The following is a 20,677-nucleotide window of genomic DNA, read 5'->3' on the forward strand; positions in this document are numbered from 1 at the left end:
TGAGGAACCATATTTGAAACAATACCTATCTAGGACGCTCAGTCGCAACAAACCCGAATGCAACATGGTCTTGAACAGGTATCCAAGCCCCAATCCCTTGTGAAGTCACATTTTTAACGACAATCATCTTCTTATTACCTTTTAGCATTAAATAAACCTCTCCATACGTTACTTTCCCTTTCTCATTAACGGCAGGAGCATAGCCATAAAGATAACCTAATCGCTTAGGAGGAATGTTATAAATTTGATTTTTTTTCGTTCCACCGCCAATGATTGTTTCAAATGCAAGTGGTAAATGTGTTTTTTCCATCGCCTTCAATAGCATCATTTTTTTCACTTCTTCTGCATTTTGAACTTTCGCAGTAAGCGCACCACGAACAATTCTTTGAGCTTCTTGTACATAGTGAATTTGATAAGGAGTTTTCCCCGCACGATTATCAAAATAGTTTGTATTAATTCTTTGGTATTCCCAGTTTGGTGATGTTTCTGTTGATTCGTAATTAAGTGGCCATTGGCCTAAATAAATGATCGCCCGATACCCAATGGCAAATGGTGTACTATTAACTGTAGACTCATTTAGCATGCGAATTAAGTCTGGATTTTCTATTTTAACCTTCGATGAATCTAGCAGCTCCTGAGTTAATTCACTAGGCTGTAATAAAGGCAAATCCTGTGTCGAATTCGGATACGTATTTTCTTTTGTAATGTTCATGACCGAGTTAGGGATTTGATATTTAGCAACTTCTTTTACCGATTTTCCATTTCCTATCCCTGGTGTCACAAATGAAAACATCAAAACAATCCCAATAAGAACTGAAACATTTTTCTTCATAAGTGAAGCTCCTTTCACTATTTGCATACATACTTTTGCTGATAGTTTTTTCGGAGATGTTTCATTTTATCCATTAGGAATTATTTTTTTCATTTCCATGTAACCGACTTATATTGTTGGCTTTCTATTATCTACCGATAAACGGGCTGCTAATTTTTCAAAAAAAGGATGAAATAACTGGATGGATGGGCCGATCCCGATTGTTACAATTAACGTTCCAATTCCAATCGGTCCTTTCACGACTAGTGCCAACACAAGAGCTAGAAGTTCACCGAGTGTTTTCGCGACAACCAAATTGACGCCGAGCCGTTTGCTGATTGCCATCATAAAATTATCCAATGGATTTAATGGAAATTTCGGTTGTAAATAAATGGCCACACCGAAACCGATAATGAGTAAACCAACCATTAAGATCAGTGCTTTTACAATAAAAGTCGAAGGTTCTAGCCCACTTAAAATGACAATCATCCAAAAATCAATGAGTGTTCCAATAAAAAAGATGGTGAATAACGCTAAAAAATCTGGTCTCCTTTTCAATAAAAATGCATTCACAAACATGAGTATGATCCCGATGACAATGACAAAGGTACCGATCGTGAATCCTGTTATTCTCGATAAACCTACGTTAAGTGCATCCCATGCGCCTGCTCCAATATTTGCTTTAATCGTTAAAGATGCACCAAAGCTTAGTATGACAATGCCTATGATCCAAAATGATATGCGATAGATAAACGGCAACTTTACTCCTCCTGACCAAAATTTTGTAACAAAAATGTAAAAATCAGAATATTTACAATACTCAATCTTAATGTTATGATTATTTTAACGCCATTACAAAAGGAGGGTCGCAGCCATTCGCTTTAACAAAACTTTAAGGAGGTTGGAAATCGAATTTTGATAAACTTTCAACAATCGTGTTTTAAATAGAAATAAACATGAAGGTTGGTGATCGGTCTCCGTAAAATAGCGAATGATTTTTTTTAGACTCTTTATTTAAGCAAGCCTTTTGTAACATCTTTATGATACTTAGAAATAAAAAATGACTCTGTACCTATTTTAGGCACAGAGTCTTTGTTTTTCATAGTTTTTTTATAGGAAATTGTCAAGCACAAGCGTCCTAGCCCCGACGTACTGGAAGTACTAGTGTCGACAATGCGAAAGGACGCCCGAGTTTTTGTCGAACTCGAGGTCAAATGCTTCCGCTTTTTCCTATAGTAAATAAAATCCAATCCCCATTATAAAGTACGCTGCAAGTAATGTAAGTCCCTCAAACCAGTTTGTTTCCCCATCATTCGATATAATGACTGTTACTAATGTAGCCGAAACCATAGCAATTAGCTCAGGCATCGTAAATACTAAAGGCATACTTGTCGGGAAGAATAGCGAAATTAATACGAGCACTGGTGCCACGAACATTGCTACTTGAAGAGTGGAACCGACTGCAATTTCAACAGCAATATCCATTTTATTTTTATAAGCCATAATGATAGCTGAGGCGTGTTCCGCTGCATTACCGACAATGGCAACAATAATAACCCCAATAAATAATTCTGACCAGCCAAACGATTCGCCGATTGCTTCAAAGGTATGAACAAGATTTTCAGAAATATAAGCAACAGCTACCGTTGCAGCAACTAAAATCCCAATTGCCTTACCTTTCGACCACTCAGGCTCTTCCTCATGATGAGTTTCTTCGTTTTCACTGTGATAAACCCCTCGGTGAGAAACAAGCTTAAAGAACAATGCCGCTAAATAAAGGGCAATTAATATTATGGAGACACCCACACTCAAATGAAGCGTTTTTTGCTCATTCATTTCCATTGAAAAAACTTCAGGAATCACAAAGGCAACAATAATCGCAAACATTAGCAACCCTGAATTATGCCGAGCATCAAATACATTAAATTTTTGGCGTTTAAATTTTAATCCGCCAACAAAAAAAGAAAGTCCAGCAACTAATAATAGGTTTCCTAAAACAGAACCCGTTAAAGAAGCAAGTACGACCCCAATCAATCCAGCCTTTAAGGCAAAAATCGAAATGATTAGCTCAACTGCATTTCCAAATGTTGCGTTCAATAATCCACCAATACGTGGACCTGCCACAACTGCTAAGCTTTCCGTCGCCCTCCCCATATAACTGGCTAGCGCGATGATGGTTAAGCAGTATAGAACAAATAATATTGTACTTGGCCAATGCATTAATGACCCGATAACAGATAATGGAACACCAACAAATGTAAGAATCATAAATATTTTATTTACCATCTAACTCCCCCTTAAACCATTGAATGTAAAATGAGTACAGACTACCTTTGATCACATGTTCATTCTCTTCTGTTTAAACTTTCCCTTTAATGCAAAAATGAATGTAATCTTTTTTAGTTTATCACCTTGCTAAATAAAACTATTCCATTTCTATCCATTATTTCTAAAGATTACACTATTTTCATTTATTGCAAAAGTAAAAATTCTTGCAATCCACTCCATTTCCCGCTACCATCATTTAGAATACTTTTTAAACACTTTTAGAAAAACTTGAAAATTGAGGTTGCCATATGATAGAAAGTAAGTTTCGATTTTGGGTATTAGTTAGCATTGTCGCAATTTCAGGCTTTAGTCAAGGGATGCTCTTACCGTTAATCGCCGTCATTTTTGAAAATAGCGGTGTATCATCTTCATTAAATGGGCTTAACGCAACAGCTTTATACATCGGTATTCTTTTAGCATCGCCGTTTATGGAACAACCACTAAGAAGATATGGATATAAACCGATCATTATCTTTGGCGGATTATTGGTCATTCTTTCATTAGCGTTATTTCCTCTTTGGAAAACATTTTGGTTTTGGTTTGTTCTCCGTTTATTAATAGGGATTGGTGATCACTCTTTACATTTTGCAACCCAGACTTGGATTACTTCTTTTTCACCCGAAAACAAAAGGGGAAGAAATATTTCGCTTTATGGCTTATTTTTCGGTATCGGATTTGCGGCAGGACCTTTAATGGCGCCACTTGTTAATATTAATGAATCACTTCCATTTATTGTTTCAACCGTTTTATGTTTATTAGGTTGGCTTTTCGTCTTTACGTTGAAAAATGAGTTTCCTGAACAGGATATTAGGCTTAATTCATTTATTGAAACCATAAAACGATTTGCCCAAGCATGGAAGTATGGGTGGGTAGCTTTCTTGCCACCGTTTGTTTACGGTTTCTTAGAATCATCTTTAAATGGAAGCTTCCCCGTTTACGCTTTAAGAATTGGTTTAGATGTAAAAAGTGTCTCCTTCCTTTTGGCAGCATTTGCTGTAGGTGGAATTATTTTTCAGCTTCCATTAGGAATGATCAGTGATAAATTAGGACGCCGAAATATTTTGATTCTCATTTTATTTTTAGGATTCATAAGCTTCTTGTCTGCAAGTTTCCTAGAGTCATTTTATTGGGGACTCGTATTATGCTTATTTATGGCTGGTATGTTCGTCGGCTCTACTTTCTCGCTAGGGATATCGTATATGACCGACTTAACTCCGAAAAATTTACTGCCGACAGGAAATTTATTATGCGGAATCTTTTTTAGTATCGGAAGTTTAACAGGCCCTTTTATTGGCGGTTTATTTATTCAATTCTTTAAACAAATAAGTTTCTTTCATATTATCAGTACATTGTTTCTTATCATTTTTTTAATAGTGTTTTTGATTAAAGAAAAATCATTGGTTGTTTTAAAAGAAAAGACGAGTCCCTGAATTTAAATAGGGGACTCGTTTTTGTTTTGAAACCAATTCCTTGCTATTTCGTCTTATACAATAAAGGGGTGTTATAAAAGCATTGAGAAAATATATTTATTTGTTTATTATATCGATCTTCATGTTATCTGCCTGTGGAACCCGTTCACCCATTACAAAAGAACCAGTAACCAATACTTTTAAAGACCATGAAATCATAAATGTCCACGGAAATGTTAAAAATCTTAAGCGCTTAGATCAGTTTGTAAAGCTTGTAAGCGATGGGGTGAAAGACTCGATTCGGATAACTAACTATACTATTGAAGGCGATCCCATTTTTAATGAAGTTGTCTATGATGAGAAGCAATTGACCATCACAAATGATACAACAGAGGACAAATTTGGACCGAAAGAGAGAACGACTTATACTTGTAAAAATATTGAACGAAACGAAACGGATTCTGAACTAGTATACATGTTAATGGACTGTGAAGCTACGGATGGAACAAAAGGTGATAAGCCTCTTTTAAAAATTAGATATAATCTGGCAGAACAGGATTATTTCGCATTTAGATTAGAACACGGGGTCAATCAAAAAAATATCATTGATACGAAAGAACAAAAACTCGTCAAAGACCTTCAAAACGGAGAGCTCGCAACAGTTAGTGATTTTCAATTTACAAAAGTAGAATTACAACAAATTTATAAGCTTCTTGTTCTCGCTGGTTATTTAGGTGAAAAGAAATTTTCACATGATTGTCATGAAGAACCAAATTCAACCTATTTACTCAAAGTATGGATCAATCAAGGTGAACGAGAATATGGATGGAATCGCTGCGATAAAAGTAGTGATGGTCAACAAATGACGAAAATGGCAGATGCTATTCTCGAAGTCCTAAAGGAAAATGAAACATATGAACAATTACCGGAGATAAAAGGTTACTATAAGTGAAAAAACAGCCTCTTCTATTGAGGCTGTTTTATGATTAACCAGATTCCTTCACCCTTCTAGGGCGATTGACAATAACAATTCCAGTGACAACAAGCATTAATCCAATCAACACTAGGAAATACACTTCTTCTCCAAGTAAAAATGATGATAAAATAACGCCAAACACTGGCACTAAAAACATATAAAAGGAAACGAGTCCGACTTGATTATACTTCATGACATTATTCCAAAGAATAAACCCTGCCGCCGATAAAAAGGCTAAATAAAGTAACATCCAAATGGCCGAAGCATTAAAGTGGAATGGAAAAAGGTTCGCCGAAAAGCAACCAACTAACAGTAATCCAAGCGACCCAAACAACATTTGGTAGGCTGTCATATAGCCAATTTCCATCTTTGCGCTTCCGTTTTTTGCTAAAATATTTCCGAATGCTCCAGACAGCATGGCCAGCATTAAACATAATTCGCCCCAACCAAAATCAATCGTGAATTCACCCTTTGGCAAGTTAGCGAATATAACTCCAGCAAAGCCTAGCAACAATCCGACCGTTTTGATGATGTTCATGCGATCATTTTTATACATAAAATGGGCAAGAATAATTTGAAAAAACGATGTTGTTCCTGCGATAATTGAACCTTGGATTCCAGTTGAATAGCTTAAACCAATATAAAATAATACATATTGGAAAAAGGTTTGAAACAGTCCTATTTTTAAAACAGGTAGAAAGGTTCTTTTCTGATACATCATATTTTTCTTTAATAACGTGAAAAATAAGAAGATTAATAGACCTGCTAAGAAAAAACGGTAACCGGCAAAAATCATTTGCTTCCCTATTTCATCTGGGTGGATCTGTAGACTCTCATAACTCAGTTTAATAAAAGGAAAGGCACTCCCCCATAAAAAAGTCGCCCCTGTAGCTGATAAAACAATTCCTAACGGATGAGTAAAAAATCGTTGTGCATTCATATGTTCGCTCCAAATCTAAGTAGCAATTTCTTTCCTAACTCATAACCTATATGATAGAATAAGATTATAGAAAAGCGCAAGCGCCTTGATCAGTTCCGACAAGGCTGGACAATTAAATAAGTACAACTCTTTTTTTAAAAACGGTTTTTCATGCTGTCATCCTCGGATGGCAGCTTTCGTGTTTTTTAAGGCTGTTGATTCTGATTATTTTTCTCATTTAGAATGGAGGGGACCTGCATGACTGAACTTATCATTTCAAAAACAAAGATGGAAGACCAACATTTTTTTGAAAAACTAAAGCCACACGGAGAATTGATTGCTGCTGGGCTATGTGGAATTCTGATTTTATCTGGTTGGCTATTGGAATTAAGTCATCTGAAGTCCATGGCGATTGTTTTTTATGTACTATCCTTTCTCATCGGTGGCTTTGCAAAGGCGAAAGAAGGCATCGAGGAAACCATTGCAAATAAAGAGCTGAATGTGGAAATGCTTATGATTTTTGCTGCTATTGGTTCTGCCATTATTGGTTACTGGACAGAAGGGGCCATTTTAATATTTATTTTTGCGGTTAGTGGCGCACTTGAAACGTATACGATGAATAAGAGCTATAAGGAAATTTCATCATTAATGGATCTTCAGCCGGAAGAAGCACTCCTTATCCATCATGGAATGGAGAAAAGAATGCATGTATCCGAATTAAGGGTCGGCGACCAAATTCTTATTAAGCCTGGTGAGCGTGTTCCCTCGGATGGGAAAATTATTAAAGGTGTGACAAACATTGATGAGGCAGCGATTACCGGTGAATCCATTCCAGTGACGAAAACTTTAGATGATGTAATTTTTGCCGGTACGGTTAATTTAACAGGCTCCATCACAGTTGAGATTACGAAGCCGAATAGTGAAACACTTTTTCAAAAAATCATCCAGCTTGTCCAAAATGCTCAAAGCGAAAAATCTCCTTCCCAGCTTTTTATTGAAAAATTTGAAGGAACGTATGTGAAAATTGTGCTACTTGTTGTCGCGCTTATGATGTTCCTCCCCCACTTCCTGCTTGGTTGGGGGTGGACAGATACATTTTATCGGGCGATGATCTTATTGGTGGTTGCTTCACCTTGTGCACTCGTTGCTTCGATTATGCCAGCGACTTTATCGGCGATTTCCAATGGCGCACGACATGGCATTCTTTTTAAAGGCGGTGTTCATTTAGAGAATTTGAGTCACTTAAAAGCAATCGCTTTTGATAAAACAGGAACTTTAACTAAAGGAAAGCCAGTCGTTACAGATATTCAAATTCACGATGAAGAAAATCAGACGGATGTTCTATTAAAAATGGCATCGATTGAAAATCATTCCAACCATCCGCTTGCCGGGTCAATTGTCGCTTATGTTAAAAAGAAGCTTTCAACTGAACTGATGCAGCCTGATACCATAGAGGATATCGCTGGTTTTGGCGTTCAAGCTAAAATTGGTCGTGATGAATGGAAGATTGGGAAAGCAGATTTTGTTGAAGGATTGGCAAAAAATAAGATGATGATTGAAACCTCTAGCCGACTTGCAAGTGAAGGCAAGACGATTGTGTTTATTCAAAAGAACGGTAAAGTCGTCGCATTGGTTGCCTTAAAGGATGTTGTTCGCGAAGAAGCAAGCAAGGCCATTCAGGAGCTATACGATCTCGGCGTATATTCGGTTATGCTGACAGGAGATAGTGAAAAAACGGCACGAGTCATTGCCTCCGAAAGTAAAGTGAACGAGTATGTTGCCGAATGTTTACCAGAAGAAAAGGTAAACCAATTGAAAAAATTAAAAGATCGTTTTCAGACCGTTGCTATGGTTGGGGATGGCATTAACGATGCACCAGCACTCGCGACAGCAAATGTTGGAATTGCTATGGGTGAGGGAACCGATGTAGCCTTAGAAACAGCTGATGTCGTTTTAATGAAAAATGATTTACCAAGAATAGCTGAAGCAATTCGGTTATCCAAAAAAATGAATCGCATCATTAAACAAAATATCGTGTTTTCCTTAGTCGTAATTATGATGCTAATCGCCTCCAACTTCTTGCAATTTCTAGATTTGCCATATGGTGTCATCGGTCATGAAGGCAGCACCATTTTGGTTATATTGAATAGCTTGAGGTTGTTACGGTAGATATTGAAGGGTGGCTCACTGAAAAGGTGAGCCACCCCTTTTTGTAATCCAACTTCAGCGACTAGCCCCGACGTACAGGATGTACTAGTGTCGACCAAGCGACAGGACGTCGCGTTTTTGCATTAATGATATCCATTCGACCCATTCGCAGAAGAAGACGTCTTATTCCCTTTACTACCCTTCCCCTTCTGCTTCGTGCCACCATCTTTTTTCGTATGCTTCGCCATCGTCATATCCCTCCCAAAATAATGTAACGCGTTAAAGCACCGGGGGACTGACCCCCACCGCTTTAACGCTTTAAACTATCGGGGGACTGACCCCCGGTGCGTTAATGTGGAAAAGAGTTTGGTTTCTTTTCTTTGTTATTTTGGTGTTGTTTTGGTGTTTCTATGGGAGGGAATTTCAGGTATATTTAGCAGCCTTCTCTTTTGCTGTAGTAGGCGTTGATTTCTCCTCCGAGTATGATGATAAATCCTGATAAATAGAGCCAAATCATCAGTACGATAATGGCTCCTATGCTTCCGTAAGTGACGGAGTAGTTCCCAAAGTTTCCTACATAGTAGGAAAAAGCCCAAGAAGTCAATACCCATCCAATCGTCGTAAAGACTGCCCCGCGAATGACACTAGCACATTTTATTTTTTTATTTGGTGCCAACCAATATAAAACGGTAAATACAATGAATAAAATAACAGAACTCACGAGCCATCTTAACATATTCCATATTGCTAAAAATTCATCTGACAACCCAAACTCTGAAAACAGAAACATTCCAATCTCTTTCCCGAAAACAGGTAATAACAAAGCCAAAATAAATACAAATATCATAGCAAAGGTAAACAAAATAGCCATTCCTCTTGCTACAACAAAGGATCGACTTTCCTTCACATCATAGGCTTTATTGAAGGCTAAAACAATCGCATTAATCCCATTAGAGGCTGACCACAGAGTACCAATCACTCCAAAGCTAAGTAGTTTCCCATTTTGATTCGCCATAATTTCTTTTAAGTTTGACTCGATTAACGTCATCGTTTCACCTGGAGCGAAGTCACGTATAACCCCAAGAATATCGATTTCTGTAATTGGTAAGTACGGTAGAACAGAAACAACAACAATTAATAATGGAAAAAGAGACAGTAGAAAAAAATAAGCCAACTGTGAAGCTAACCCGGAAACATCATCTACTTGAACCCGGTGCCATAAATCTAATATAATCGACTTTCTAACTGCTCTCACTTCATCACCTACCCTTTTATTCTTGAGAACCTGAGCCCTTCACGAAGGCTTCCTTCGTTTCTTTAACTAACTCAGTTACTTCAGGCGTCAGTTCCCTTACTTCTTCAATCTTTTCAAAAATATACGAAAGTTCTTCACCCATTTCTTTTGCAGTCGTACACAACTCTATTGTTTTCTCTTTTACATTTGTAGCGACTTCCTTAGGATGTGTAAGTATGTAAGAAATATTTTTCGCTGCTTTTCCACATTTTTCAGATACCACTTCTCTTGTATCTTTGTCCAATAAACTAACCACCCCACCTGCCACAGCACCTAAAATAACGCCTGTCCAAAATTTATTCGTTTTTCCCATGTCAAAATTCTCCTTATAGTCCTATTTTATATTCATTTTTACTCATTCATTCCCTAAATTATTTATACCAAAACTTTACTGCGATGAATATAATCAGCACTCGCAAATAAACTTATATTGACAAGTGTTTTTAAAAATGAAAAGATAATTAATAGTAATCTGGAAAGGATGAACAAATTGGATTTAACTCAAAAATCAGTTGAAAACGTGGAATACATGATTGAAAAAATAAAAGAAAAATTAAAAGTCTTAAACTTCGGTGCCATTAAGCCTTCACACTTTAACGAAGAAATGTACGAAGAATTAAGAGACATTTATAATTTAGTAATGAAAAAAAATTCCTTCAGCCCTAATGAAATGCAAGGTATTGTTGAGGAATTAGGCAGTTTAAAAAAATAATTTAAAAAAGGGTTTGCCCATGATTCACTGGGCAGACCCTTCGTTTTTTAACACTTCCACTATAAGTAAAGTATGATTTTCCGCTAAGGAAATTTCTTTATTATCATCCAGGTAGCGAACATATGGCCTTTGTAGACTAGCAGCTACTTTCGTTACAATGGCAAGTCTTCCATTATTCAATAAAACTTTGCTTCCCGGTGTGTACATCGGAACTTCTTGTACAAATAATGTTAATAAATCCATACTGAATTCCGTTCCATTTTTGGTCATGATCCATTCAATAGCCTCGTGTGGGGCCATATTTTTTTGCGAAAGGGCATTTTCGTAACCATTCGCAATCGCACAAATTTGGGCAAACTCATGTACTTGCTCTTCCTTCAACCCTCTTGGAAAGCCCGATCCATTAAATGCTTCATGATGCTGGTAACTCATGTGTGCTGATAATAAGCTAACTTCCCTGATTTTCCGTAAAAATTCAAAGCCAGCTACAGGATGCTGTTCATAATCATGAGTCAACTGCTTTCCAATATCATGCAGCAAAGCTCCGACAGCTAAATCTCGCAATTGTGTTGGTGTATAATTTTTCTTCTTCGCTAATTGAATCGTCAGCAAAGCCACATTTACAGAATGGGCATATAAACGTAATTCTTCAGCTAAATAGGTTGTAGGAATTAAGACAACCGCTTTTCTTTTTGCTGTCTCCTCTACGATCAGATTGGCAAGCCTCCCGATTTCCCTAATTGGAAATTCCTCTTTTTTATCAATTGATTGAAAAGCTTGTTGTAAAAGTCCAATCCCATCAATCCATGTCGGCATATCTAACACTTCATCCATCGAAATCCCAAATGAAACGGCATCTTCAATAAAAAGGTAATATATATCCATACTTTTTAATTTTTCTAAATAAGTCGGATGAATTGTCCGCCCTGCTGCTAACAGCACCCTTTTTTGTTTATCAAAAACTGGTCGTGCTAGCTGCATTGTTTTTTCATTGTAATCGTCAATTGTTATTAATCTCATACGAACCCTCTTCTTTGAATTTGCCTTTTTATTATCTATCTCAGGCGCCATCATCGGCTCGAAGTCAAAAGCCCATCCGTCATAAAGGTTAACGAAAAACCAACAGCCGTCTTGATCGTTTGCTTGTCGCTTAAAGCTTGGCGCCTTTCTGCTTTTCTTAAACTTGTTCTGTTAAAATAATCGCTCCATCCTTTGTAATGGCAATGGTATGCTCATATTGCGCAGAATTTTTTCCATCAATTGTTCTTGCGGTCCATTTATTATTATCCATCTTCGTCCGGTAATCACCGATATTCACCATCGGTTCAATCGTAAATACCATTCCCTCTTTCAGACGTGCCCCTTTTCCAGGCAAACCATAGTGTGGCACATCAGGTTTCTCATGAATGGTTCCACCAATTCCATGACCGATAAAATCCCGAACAACGGAAAAACCTTCTGCCTCGACAAATGTTTGGATTGCATGACCGATATCACCAATACGATTTCCTGGTTTTGCCACTTCAATCGCTTTATAAAGAGATTCCTTTGTTACTTTTAAGAGCTTGGCGGTTTCTTTAGAGACTTCGCCTACTGCATAGGACCAAGCGGAATCAGCTAATCCTCCATTTAGATTAACGACCATATCGATCGTAACTATATCTCCCTCTTTAAGTGGCGTTTTTCGAGGAAATCCGTGACACACTTCATCATTAATACTGGCACAAGTAGCATATTCATATCCTTTATAACCTTTTTGTTCAGGTGTTGCCCCATTTTTTTTCAAAAAATTGTCCACAAACTCATTAATTTCCCAAGTCGTTACACCCGGTCTAATCATTTTAGCAATTTCTTTATGGCAGGCAGCAAGAAGTTCCCCAGCTGCCTTCATTTTATCTATTTCACGAGGTGATTTTAATATAATCAAAGTTTTCCCTTCTTTCCATTCAAAATCCATGTATTAAGGCTATCTTTCATTTTACCCCTTTTTTTAACATAGAAAAAGATTTATGCAGAACATTTTGTTAGGTTATATGTAGGATTTTGTTGTTCAAAGGTTTGATTGACTAAGTAAATTGTTGTCAGAAAACTAAGTAAAAGGCACCACTTTTACCTGTAGGAACAATGCACAAAGGTAATTTACATTTCAATCCTCCCTTTTTACTATTTCCATAAATTATCTGTTCTTTATATGGAACTTTTTAATTTATTTTGTTATAATGGTTAAAACTAAATACATTAAAGTGAGTGAATCTCAATGATTGGTGAACGTGTTAAACAACTGCGATTAGAAAAAAGAATGTCATTATCCGAAGTTGCCGAACAAGCTGGTGTGGCCAAATCGTATTTAAGTTCTTTAGAAAGAAACTTACAAACTAATCCTTCGATTCAATTTTTAGAGAAAATTGCTGCGGTACTAGGGGTGTCTGTCGATAATTTAATTCATGATCCGATAGATAAAGAAGATTTGGACACAGATTGGTTAAAGTTGGTCCAAGAAGCGATGGGCTCTGGGATATCAAAGGAACAATTTCGTGAATTCCTAGAGTTTAATAGATGGAAATTAAACCAAAGTAAGAATGAATAATTGACAAAAAAAGTATTTCTTCTCATGAAGAAATACTTTTTCATTCTCTTTATTTTTCAATCAATAGCTCTTTAATTTCATTCCCGTGTAGGAATTCTCTGATTGTGCTTAAGTCCATTCCAAGTTGCTTTGCTTCCATAATTAGTTGAACCCATTCTTTGTCTAAATCTTTTAACCAGTCCATTCTCCTACTCACCCTATCTCCCCCAAAATACATCATCTGTATCCCAGGCAGTTCAGCCATCATCGTAATGTGACTACATTACCTTAGATCTGCAACTTTGCGCCCCTACCTTTCAATAGGTTAGCCCTTTTCTGAATTCCTACTTAAGGATTATTTCTAAAGTTATTATATCTAGTTCATTTAGAGTAGGGTGTTGTTTCTTGTCATACACTTTACTATTCTAACCATCTTTTTCCAACAACTTCTACCAAATTAAGACATTTTGTGCTAACATGCTGAATTTTCATAAAAATTAGAATGTTACTACAACATCGAATAAGTCAAAATACTGCTACATAAGTCGAAAATAAATCAAAGAAGACTAAACAGAAAATGTCTAGTCTTGGTAACGCGGAAGAATTAATATCTCAACACGTCTATTTTTCGCTTTTCCTTCTTTTGTATTATTCGATGCTACTGGTTGATATTCACCAAATCCTGTTGCTCTAAATAAACGTGGATCTAATTTATCATTGTTTAATAAAACCTTTAAAAAACTAGTAGCCCTCATAGTACTTAAATCCCAGTTTGACTCGTATTTCGAATTATTAATCGGCACATTATCTGTATGCCCACTAATAATGATATTTCTTGGAGGATTCATAATGAGTAAACCCGAGATTTCATTAGCGACCTTTAAATCCTTTTTACGAATTTCTGCTTTTCCAGAATCAAATAACACATTATCTCGAATTCTTACTAATAAACCTTCATCCGTAAGCTCCGTGCCAAGTTTATTTTGTAGTTTATTATCACGAATATACTGATTAACCTTCCCCTGTATATCTTCTAATTCTTTGTGGTCTTGATCCATTTCCTCTTGTGTTGACTCTTCTTCCTTATCCTCTTTCTCTGCTTGTGTTACTTTTTCAAGAACTGGCGAAGGAAATTCTAATACACCCTCACCACCAGTGAAAATTTGATTAAACGCTTTTGACATAGCATTAAACTTTTGGGCATTAATCGAGCTCATCGAAAATAATACTATAAATAAAGCAAGTAGCAATGTTAAAAGGTCTGCGTAAGGTATTAACCATGATTCATCAACATGGTCTTCATGGTGATGCTTTTTTTTACGCCTACTCATCCTTTTTCACAACACTTTCCTCAAGGAATTTTTTACGTTCACCTGCAGGTAGATAAGAAGCCAGTTTTTGTTCAATAACTCTCGGCGCTTCCCCTTCCAAAATGGATAGAATTCCCTCAATCATCATTTGCTTTTGTTTTACTTCTTGTTTCGATTTTCGTTTTAATTTATTTGCGAAAGGATGCCACAAAACGTAGCCAGTAAAGATTCCCATTAGTGTTGCAACGAATGCCGCTGAAATTGCATGTCCTAATGCTTCGATGTCATTCATATAACCTAATGCGGCAATTAGTCCAACTACTGCTCCAAGAACTCCCAGTGTCGGAGCATATGTCCCCGCTTGAGTAAAAATAGCGGCACCAGACAAATGTCGTTCCTCCATCGCCTCAATCTCTTCGGAAAGAACATCGCGAATATAATCTGCACTTTGACCGTCAACAGCTAAAGATAGACCATTTTTTAAAAAAGCGTCGTCCACTTCATTTGTTTTAGCTTCTAAAGATAATAATCCTTCTTTACGAGCAAGTTGTGCCCAGTCTGAAAACATTCTTATTAACTCGGTGTGAGACATTAATTTCTTTTCTTTAAATAGAATGCCAAAAAGCTTTGGTACCTTTTTTAACTCATTTGTTGGAAAAGCAATGGTAACTGCTGCGATTGTCCCAAGGATAATAATTAGAAGTGCTGCGGGGTTCCCTAATGCAGACGGACTTACTCCCTTTAAGAACATCCCATACCCAACTGCTATGATTGCTAATATAATACCAATTAACGACGTTTTATCCATAAAACCGTTCACCTATCTTATCTCAAACTTTAAAATCTTTCTGTTATATTTTATTTCGACAATTTTTCTGTTTTCTTTAGAAAAATTTCGATACAAAAAAAGAAAGACTACAGGTATAGTCCTTCCAGAAACCTATTTTTTAGCGCAGCCTTGCCAAGGAATATGCGCTTTTAATTATTTAAACAATTTTTTATCAATTTTAGTTTCATAATTCTTAAACATAGATGAGTTCGTCTTTTTGCCTCTTTTCGACATAACTTGATTAAATCGAAGGAGTTTCTCATTTAAATTTTTTTGTAGTTTTTGTTTTTCATCAGGGTCTTCACAATTGCGCATTAATCCTTCAATCGTCATCATTTCTTGCTTTATCTTGTTTTCTTCATTTGAAAATCCAGCATTTTTCATTAAGCGATAAGCCATTCGTAAGTCTTCTGGAATTCCCGATAAATCTTCTAGCTTCAAAGGTTGACCAAAGCCAGGTAAATTTTCAAACTCCCCATCTTCATATGCCTTACGAATTTTATGATCTGAAACAATCGACGAAAAATCCATCAATAATCCCCCTCGAACAGCATGTTAATTCCTAATCTCATTATAAACGAAAGGGGAGAAAGATACATTTTATTAGTCTGAAACTTTTAATACTACGCAACTCATTTCCTCTTTACATACTTATCACCTATGAAGGGAAATCTATCGTTGTCAAAGTGAAAGGAGTCGATAAATTATGGCACGCGGAAATCATTTCGAACATAAAAAGAAAGGTCATCCAGGCGATCTTCCGAAAAACAATCAAGTAGAAAGACAGGCAAAACAAGCAATTGAGGATGAGGAATTCATTGTTACACAAGAAGCTTTTAAAAATCGGGTAGAGGAATCTGAATAATTAGAAAAGCGTAAGCGCCTTGATCAGCCCCGATAAAGAAGACTGGTCGATTGGCGAGAGAAGCGAAGCCAGAGACCTAGTCGCACTTATGCAAACCGTTCTTTGGTTTGCCAAGCAAATGCTTCGCCACCCAGAAAGTCGTTCTTTGACTTTTTGGGTGGCGAACTTTTGACCTCGAGGTCGACAAAAACGCGACGTCCTGTCGCATTGTCGACACTAGTACATCCTGTACGTCGGGGCTAGGCGCTGAAGCTGGACAATTTACAAAGGGATAAGTCCTTGAATTTGGACTTATCCCTTTAAAATTATGCTTCCTGTTTTGTGGTTGGATGAATCAACATTTCCTCAACAGAAGTGTTTTTCATCCATTCTGCTAATGCTTCAATATCCGTAGAGAAAATGCGATCCTTCACAATCGAAGGCATGATTTCACGAGCATTTTCAAACATGGATCTAGTCGCAGATGCCATTAGGTCGACCCCACGATACTCTAAAGCCTGCAGCGCACACATAATCTCGATAGCTAATACTCTACGTGCATTTTGAATAATTTGATATGCATGACGAGATCCGATTGTCCCCATACTTACATGATCCTCTTGATTAGCAGATGATGGAATCGAATCCACGCTTGCTGGGTGTGCCAGCGTCTTATTTTCCGAAACTAATGAAGCAGCACTATATTGTAAGATCATCGCACCTGATTGTAAGCCTGGCTCTGGACTTAAAAACGGTGGTAAATCATTTAGTTGTGGATTGACTAAACGTTCGATTCTACGCTCAGAAATATTGGCTAACTCAGCCACTGCAATTTTCATGAAATCCATTGCAAAAGCGATTGGCTGCCCATGGAAATTTCCACCTGAAACGACCATATCCCCATCATGGAAAATAAGCGGATTATCTGTTGCCGCATTGATTTCAATTTCTAATTTCTCTTTCACATAATCCAACGCTTGCCAGGATGCACCATGTACTTGTGGGATACATCTTAACGAATAAGCATCTTGTACGCGGACCTCTCCTTGGCTAGTTGTTAATTTACTATCCTTCAAGTAACCTCTTATTCTTGCCGCCGTATCTACCTGTTGCTTGTATCCTCGTGCTACATGAATTTCTTCTGCAAAAGCATCCATAATTCCTCTATGGCTTTCAAGTGAAAGGGAAGCAATGAGTTCTGCTTGATAAGCCAAATCCTCAGCCTCTAAATACCCTACCACTCCCATAGCAGTCATCGCCTGCGTACCATTAATTAACGCTAAGCCTTCCTTTGCCTCAAGCGTCAAGGGAGTCATTCCTTCTAAAAATAACACCTCGCCAGCTGGCATTCTCTTTCCTTGATAAAAGACTTCGCCTTCGCCAACAAGAGGCAAGACTAAGTGTGATAACGGCGCTAAGTCCCCACTAGCACCTAACGAACCTTGTTGTGGAATAACAGGAACAATATCTTTATTAAAATGCTCAAGTAATCGCTCAATGACAACTGGTCTGATGCCTGAATAACCCTTTAATAATGCATTCGCTCTTAATAAAAGCATCACTTTTGAAACGATTTTCGGGAACGGTTCTCCAACCCCACAAGCATGGGAACGGATCAAGTTAATTTGCAGCTCTCTCACATCATTTTGGTCGATAGGAACATCACTAAACTTTCCGAATCCCGTGTTGATGCCATAAACTACTTTTTGGTCTGCCACAATTTTATCAACCGCATCACGACTTTTTTGAACAATGGCTAAACTTTCCTTGGATGCCGAAACATTCAACCCTTTCTTCAATATCACTTTTACTGTGTTTAATGTTAATAAATGACCGTTTAATTCAACCATCTTTCTCACCTCTACCACTTTAATATAATAAAGAAAGAGCCTGGATTAATTTAATCCAGACTCTTTTGAAAAAAACTATTTAAATGATTAGTTGGGTTTGTATGCAACATCGCAATCCTCTTCCTTTAAGGAAACATTTGAATTATCTAAAAATACATACCATTCATTCTATTCTATGCTTTCCCCTCGAATTTTGTCAAGAAGCTACATTTTTCGGTATACTGTTAATGGAATGAAAGGAGTTTTTTTCATGAAATCATTAATTTTAGCTGAAAAGCCGAGCGTGGCTAGAGAGCTTGCTCGTGTACTTGGCTGTAAAAACCAATCCAAAAGCTATATAGAAGGCCAAGAATACATTGTAACCTGGGCTCTTGGACATTTAGTTGAACTAAAAATGCCTGAACAATATGATACAAAATTTAAAACTTGGAATTTAGAGGATTTGCCAATCATCCCTGACAAAATGGGATTAAATGTGATGAAACAAACACATCATCAGTTTCGGGCTATTGAAAACTTGTCTAAACGCAACGATATTGGTGAAATCATCATTGCAACCGATGCTGGACGAGAAGGTGAATTAGTTGCCCGTTGGATTTTGGAAAAAATTAGATGGCGCAAACCGCTTAAAAGATTATGGATTTCATCCTATACAGATAAAGCAATTAAAGACGGATTTAAAAATTTAAAGCCAGGTCAGCAATTTGAAAATCTCTATCAATCAGCCATTTGTAGAGCAGAAGCCGATTGGCTTATTGGCTTAAATGTAACGAGAGCTTTAACAACAAAGTATAAAGACCCACTCTCCGCAGGACGTGTGCAAACCCCTACTTTGACTCTAATTTTAGAAAGGGAGTCAGAAATCCAGAAATTTGTGCCGAAAGAATTCTGGACGATCAAAGTACCCATTGGATCAAGTGATGCCGAATGGGAAAAGGATGGCGAGAAGCGCATTTTCGACCTAAACACCGTTAATCGAATAAAGGAGCAGCTCGAAAATACAGAAGCTATCGTCGACAATGTGAAGAGAACAAATAAAAAAGAAGCTCAACCACTCCCTTATGATTTGACTGAACTTCAAAGAGATTGCAATAAACGGTTTGGGTTTTCAGCTAAAAAAACATCGACTGTCCTGCAACGATTATATGAACAATACAAATTGGTTACTTACCCAAGAACTGATTCGCGCTATTTAACAACTGATATGGAAGCAACAATGCTTGAGCGCTTACAAGCCATTTCATCCGGTTATAAAGAAGAAACCCAGCTACCGATTAAGAATGGTGGAAAGGTTTCTGCTAAAAAGGTGTTTAATAATGCGAAAGTTACCGACCACCATGCCATTATCCCTACTGAGGAACGACTTCGATTGGATCAATTGGATTCAGATGAACGGAAGGTTTACGACTTAATCACACGTCGCTTCCTGACATTGTTCTACCCTGAATATGAATTCGAAACAACTCATATCACTTTAAAAGCTGGGAAAGAAAATCTCGTCTTACGTGAAACGAATATTGTAAACCTAGGTTTTAAAAAGGTATTAACCAATCAAACGAATTCAAATGATAAAAAGTTACATTTAGATGTTGGCAAAAAGTTTTCGATTCGCTCTGTTCAAGTGTCAAAAGGTTTGACCGAACCACCAAGTCGCTTTACTGAGGCCGACCTATTAGGAAAAATGGAGAAATTCAGTTTAGGGACTCCTGCTACTCGAGCAGAATTAATTGAAAGAATTATTGAAACGGAAGTCGTAGAGCGCCAGAACGGGAAGCTTATTCCAACAGCTAAAGGTAAGCAACTTTTTGAGCTTGTTAACGATGAACTAAAATCTCCTGACCTGACTGCAAAATGGGAAGAGCAATTAGAGCTCATCTCCAAAGGAAAAGCGAGTCCAAAGGAATTTTTACAAAACATTCGGAAGCAAACTGAAAAGCTTGTTGGCGAGATTAAAGGTAGTAATAAAACATACCGCGCACATAATTTAACTGGTTCGAAATGTCCAGAGTGTGAATCATTTCTTAAAGAGCGAAATACGAAAGAAGGAAAAATTCTAGTTTGTTCGAGCCATGAATGCAGTTATCGCCGTCGCAAAGATCCAAAGCTTTCGAATCGCCGCTGCCCACAATGCCGCAAGAAAATGGAGATTCATGATGGCAAGGCCGGCGCCTACTTCCAATGTCGACCATGTAATTTAGTCGAAAAAGCCGAAGCAAAGAAAAAAGCCGTTTCTAAACATGAGGAACGCAAACTAGTTCAGAAATATTCTCAGAAAGAGGATGATTTCGGAACTAGTTTAGGGGATTTATTGAAGGCTGCTTTGAAGGACAAATAGTAAAGGTAAACAGTTCAAACTTTATTGTTTGAACTGTTTTCGTCTTAAATATGTTCACAAAATATACCTTGAAAGTTCACAAAATTGTAATATAATTAGATATAATAATATTGAAAAAAAGTAAAATCTGTTATATTAAGGAGTGGACGATCAGATGGAATGGTATGATTACTTGTCTCCTAATACTTTTACAGGCGTTTTAACATTTGTAAGCATTTTCACTTTTGGCGTTATTGCACATATAAAGGTCTATTCACATAAAGAACAATAATCTTGAGAGTGGGAGTAATCCCCTCTCTTTATTTTTTCAAAAAGGGAAATCAATTAGTTTATTTTTCTAATAATA

20 protein-coding genes and 1 riboswitch are annotated in these 20,677 nt (G+C 37.1%); of the genes, 7 read left to right on the forward strand and 13 right to left on the reverse strand.

The features are described from left to right. Positions 1 to 25: 25 nt before the first annotated feature. The 3 genes from ACFSO7_RS13970 to cax all read right to left on the reverse strand — a co-directional run bounded on the left by ACFSO7_RS13970 (position 26) and on the right by cax (position 3,097). Complete coding sequence (locus tag ACFSO7_RS13970) at positions 26 to 832, reverse strand: YfkD famly protein (protein ID WP_377877936.1); 807 nt, start codon at positions 830 to 832, stop codon at positions 26 to 28. Between the two features lie 108 nt (positions 833 to 940). Next, positions 941 to 1,570: a YczE/YyaS/YitT family protein gene (locus ACFSO7_RS13975; RefSeq protein ID WP_377877937.1), complete on the reverse strand. Its 630-nt coding sequence runs from the start codon at positions 1,568 to 1,570 to the stop codon at positions 941 to 943. Between the two features lie 471 nt (positions 1,571 to 2,041). Further along, on the reverse strand, positions 2,042 to 3,097 hold the full coding sequence (gene cax / locus ACFSO7_RS13980) for a calcium/proton exchanger (RefSeq protein ID WP_377877938.1): 1,056 nt from the start codon (positions 3,095 to 3,097) through the stop codon (positions 2,042 to 2,044). Positions 3,098 to 3,387: 290 nt separating this feature from the next. On the opposite strand from cax, the gene ACFSO7_RS13985 reads away from it, so the two are divergent. Continuing rightward, on the forward strand, positions 3,388 to 4,569 hold the full coding sequence (locus tag ACFSO7_RS13985) for an MFS transporter (RefSeq protein ID WP_377877939.1): 1,182 nt from the start codon (positions 3,388 to 3,390) through the stop codon (positions 4,567 to 4,569). An 82-nt stretch (positions 4,570 to 4,651) separates the two neighbouring features. Next, a complete protein-coding gene (locus ACFSO7_RS13990; protein ID WP_377877940.1) occupies positions 4,652 to 5,500 on the forward strand; it encodes a DUF4362 domain-containing protein in 849 nt (282 codons plus the stop codon). Between the two features lie 34 nt (positions 5,501 to 5,534). On the opposite strand, the gene ACFSO7_RS13995 is transcribed toward ACFSO7_RS13990, so the two are convergent. Continuing rightward, a complete protein-coding gene (locus ACFSO7_RS13995) occupies positions 5,535 to 6,464 on the reverse strand; it encodes a DMT family transporter (RefSeq protein ID WP_377877941.1) in 930 nt (309 codons plus the stop codon). 237 nt (positions 6,465 to 6,701) lie between these two features. Here ACFSO7_RS13995 and ACFSO7_RS14000 point away from each other — a divergent pair, with 237 nt between their 5' ends. Then, a complete protein-coding gene (locus tag ACFSO7_RS14000; RefSeq protein ID WP_377877942.1) occupies positions 6,702 to 8,612 on the forward strand; it encodes a heavy metal translocating P-type ATPase in 1,911 nt (636 codons plus the stop codon). Positions 8,613 to 9,024: 412 nt separating this feature from the next. On the opposite strand, the gene ACFSO7_RS14005 is transcribed toward ACFSO7_RS14000, so the two are convergent. Together ACFSO7_RS14005 and ACFSO7_RS14010 are read right to left on the reverse strand one after the other, a co-directional pair. Continuing rightward, positions 9,025 to 9,846, reverse strand: a complete 822-nt coding sequence (locus ACFSO7_RS14005; RefSeq protein WP_377877943.1) for a YihY/virulence factor BrkB family protein — start codon at positions 9,844 to 9,846, stop codon at positions 9,025 to 9,027. Between the two features lie 16 nt (positions 9,847 to 9,862). Then, complete coding sequence (locus ACFSO7_RS14010) at positions 9,863 to 10,198, reverse strand: YtxH domain-containing protein (protein WP_377877944.1); 336 nt, start codon at positions 10,196 to 10,198, stop codon at positions 9,863 to 9,865. A gap of 177 nt (positions 10,199 to 10,375) precedes the next feature. On the opposite strand from ACFSO7_RS14010, the gene ACFSO7_RS14015 reads away from it, so the two are divergent. Next, positions 10,376 to 10,597 (forward strand): DUF1128 domain-containing protein, encoded by a 222-nt coding sequence (locus ACFSO7_RS14015; RefSeq protein WP_377877945.1) that lies wholly within the window; start codon positions 10,376 to 10,378, stop codon positions 10,595 to 10,597. A 24-nt stretch (positions 10,598 to 10,621) separates the two neighbouring features. Here the strand turns inward: ACFSO7_RS14015 and ACFSO7_RS14020 are convergent, their stop codons facing one another. Both ACFSO7_RS14020 and map read right to left on the reverse strand, forming a co-directional pair. Then, entirely contained in the window at positions 10,622 to 11,617 is a 996-nt protein-coding gene (locus tag ACFSO7_RS14020; RefSeq protein ID WP_377877946.1) for an HD-GYP domain-containing protein, read from the reverse strand. A 157-nt stretch (positions 11,618 to 11,774) separates the two neighbouring features. Then, positions 11,775 to 12,524, reverse strand: a complete 750-nt coding sequence (map, locus tag ACFSO7_RS14025; RefSeq protein WP_377877947.1) for a type I methionyl aminopeptidase — start codon at positions 12,522 to 12,524, stop codon at positions 11,775 to 11,777. 330 nt (positions 12,525 to 12,854) lie between these two features. On the opposite strand from map, the gene ACFSO7_RS14030 reads away from it, so the two are divergent. Beyond that, positions 12,855 to 13,184, forward strand: a complete 330-nt coding sequence (locus ACFSO7_RS14030) for a helix-turn-helix domain-containing protein (protein ID WP_377877948.1) — start codon at positions 12,855 to 12,857, stop codon at positions 13,182 to 13,184. Positions 13,185 to 13,233: 49 nt separating this feature from the next. Here ACFSO7_RS14030 and sinI read toward each other — a convergent pair whose 3' ends face one another. The 4 genes from sinI to ACFSO7_RS14050 all read right to left on the reverse strand — a co-directional run bounded on the left by sinI (position 13,234) and on the right by ACFSO7_RS14050 (position 15,833). Next, positions 13,234 to 13,380 (reverse strand): DNA-binding anti-repressor SinI, encoded by a 147-nt coding sequence (sinI, locus tag ACFSO7_RS14035; protein ID WP_377877949.1) that lies wholly within the window; start codon positions 13,378 to 13,380, stop codon positions 13,234 to 13,236. Positions 13,381 to 13,411: 31 nt separating this feature from the next. Then, positions 13,412 to 13,504: riboswitch (cyclic di-GMP riboswitch) on the reverse strand. Between the two features lie 240 nt (positions 13,505 to 13,744). Next, on the reverse strand, positions 13,745 to 14,494 hold the full coding sequence (gene motB, locus ACFSO7_RS14040; protein ID WP_377877950.1) for a flagellar motor protein MotB: 750 nt from the start codon (positions 14,492 to 14,494) through the stop codon (positions 13,745 to 13,747). Then, entirely contained in the window at positions 14,487 to 15,281 is a 795-nt protein-coding gene (gene motA, locus ACFSO7_RS14045; protein ID WP_377877951.1) for a flagellar motor stator protein MotA, read from the reverse strand. Before motA ends, motB begins: the two co-directional genes overlap by 8 nt. A gap of 174 nt (positions 15,282 to 15,455) precedes the next feature. Further along, complete coding sequence (locus ACFSO7_RS14050; RefSeq protein WP_377877952.1) at positions 15,456 to 15,833, reverse strand: DnaJ family domain-containing protein; 378 nt, start codon at positions 15,831 to 15,833, stop codon at positions 15,456 to 15,458. Between the two features lie 175 nt (positions 15,834 to 16,008). Between ACFSO7_RS14050 and ACFSO7_RS14055 the strand changes: the two genes are divergently transcribed. Beyond that, a complete protein-coding gene (locus ACFSO7_RS14055) occupies positions 16,009 to 16,167 on the forward strand; it encodes a hypothetical protein (RefSeq protein WP_377877953.1) in 159 nt (52 codons plus the stop codon). Positions 16,168 to 16,472: 305 nt separating this feature from the next. Here ACFSO7_RS14055 and hutH read toward each other — a convergent pair whose 3' ends face one another. Then, complete coding sequence (gene hutH, locus ACFSO7_RS14060; RefSeq protein ID WP_377877954.1) at positions 16,473 to 17,996, reverse strand: histidine ammonia-lyase; 1,524 nt, start codon at positions 17,994 to 17,996, stop codon at positions 16,473 to 16,475. Positions 17,997 to 18,246: 250 nt separating this feature from the next. On the opposite strand from hutH, the gene ACFSO7_RS14065 reads away from it, so the two are divergent. After that, positions 18,247 to 20,331 (forward strand): DNA topoisomerase III, encoded by a 2,085-nt coding sequence (locus tag ACFSO7_RS14065; RefSeq protein WP_377877955.1) that lies wholly within the window; start codon positions 18,247 to 18,249, stop codon positions 20,329 to 20,331. Positions 20,332 to 20,677 lie beyond the last annotated feature (346 nt).

This window comes from Bacillus sp. CGMCC 1.16607 (assembly GCF_042683745.1).
Classification (GTDB): domain Bacteria; phylum Bacillota; class Bacilli; order Bacillales; family Cytobacillaceae; genus Pseudoneobacillus.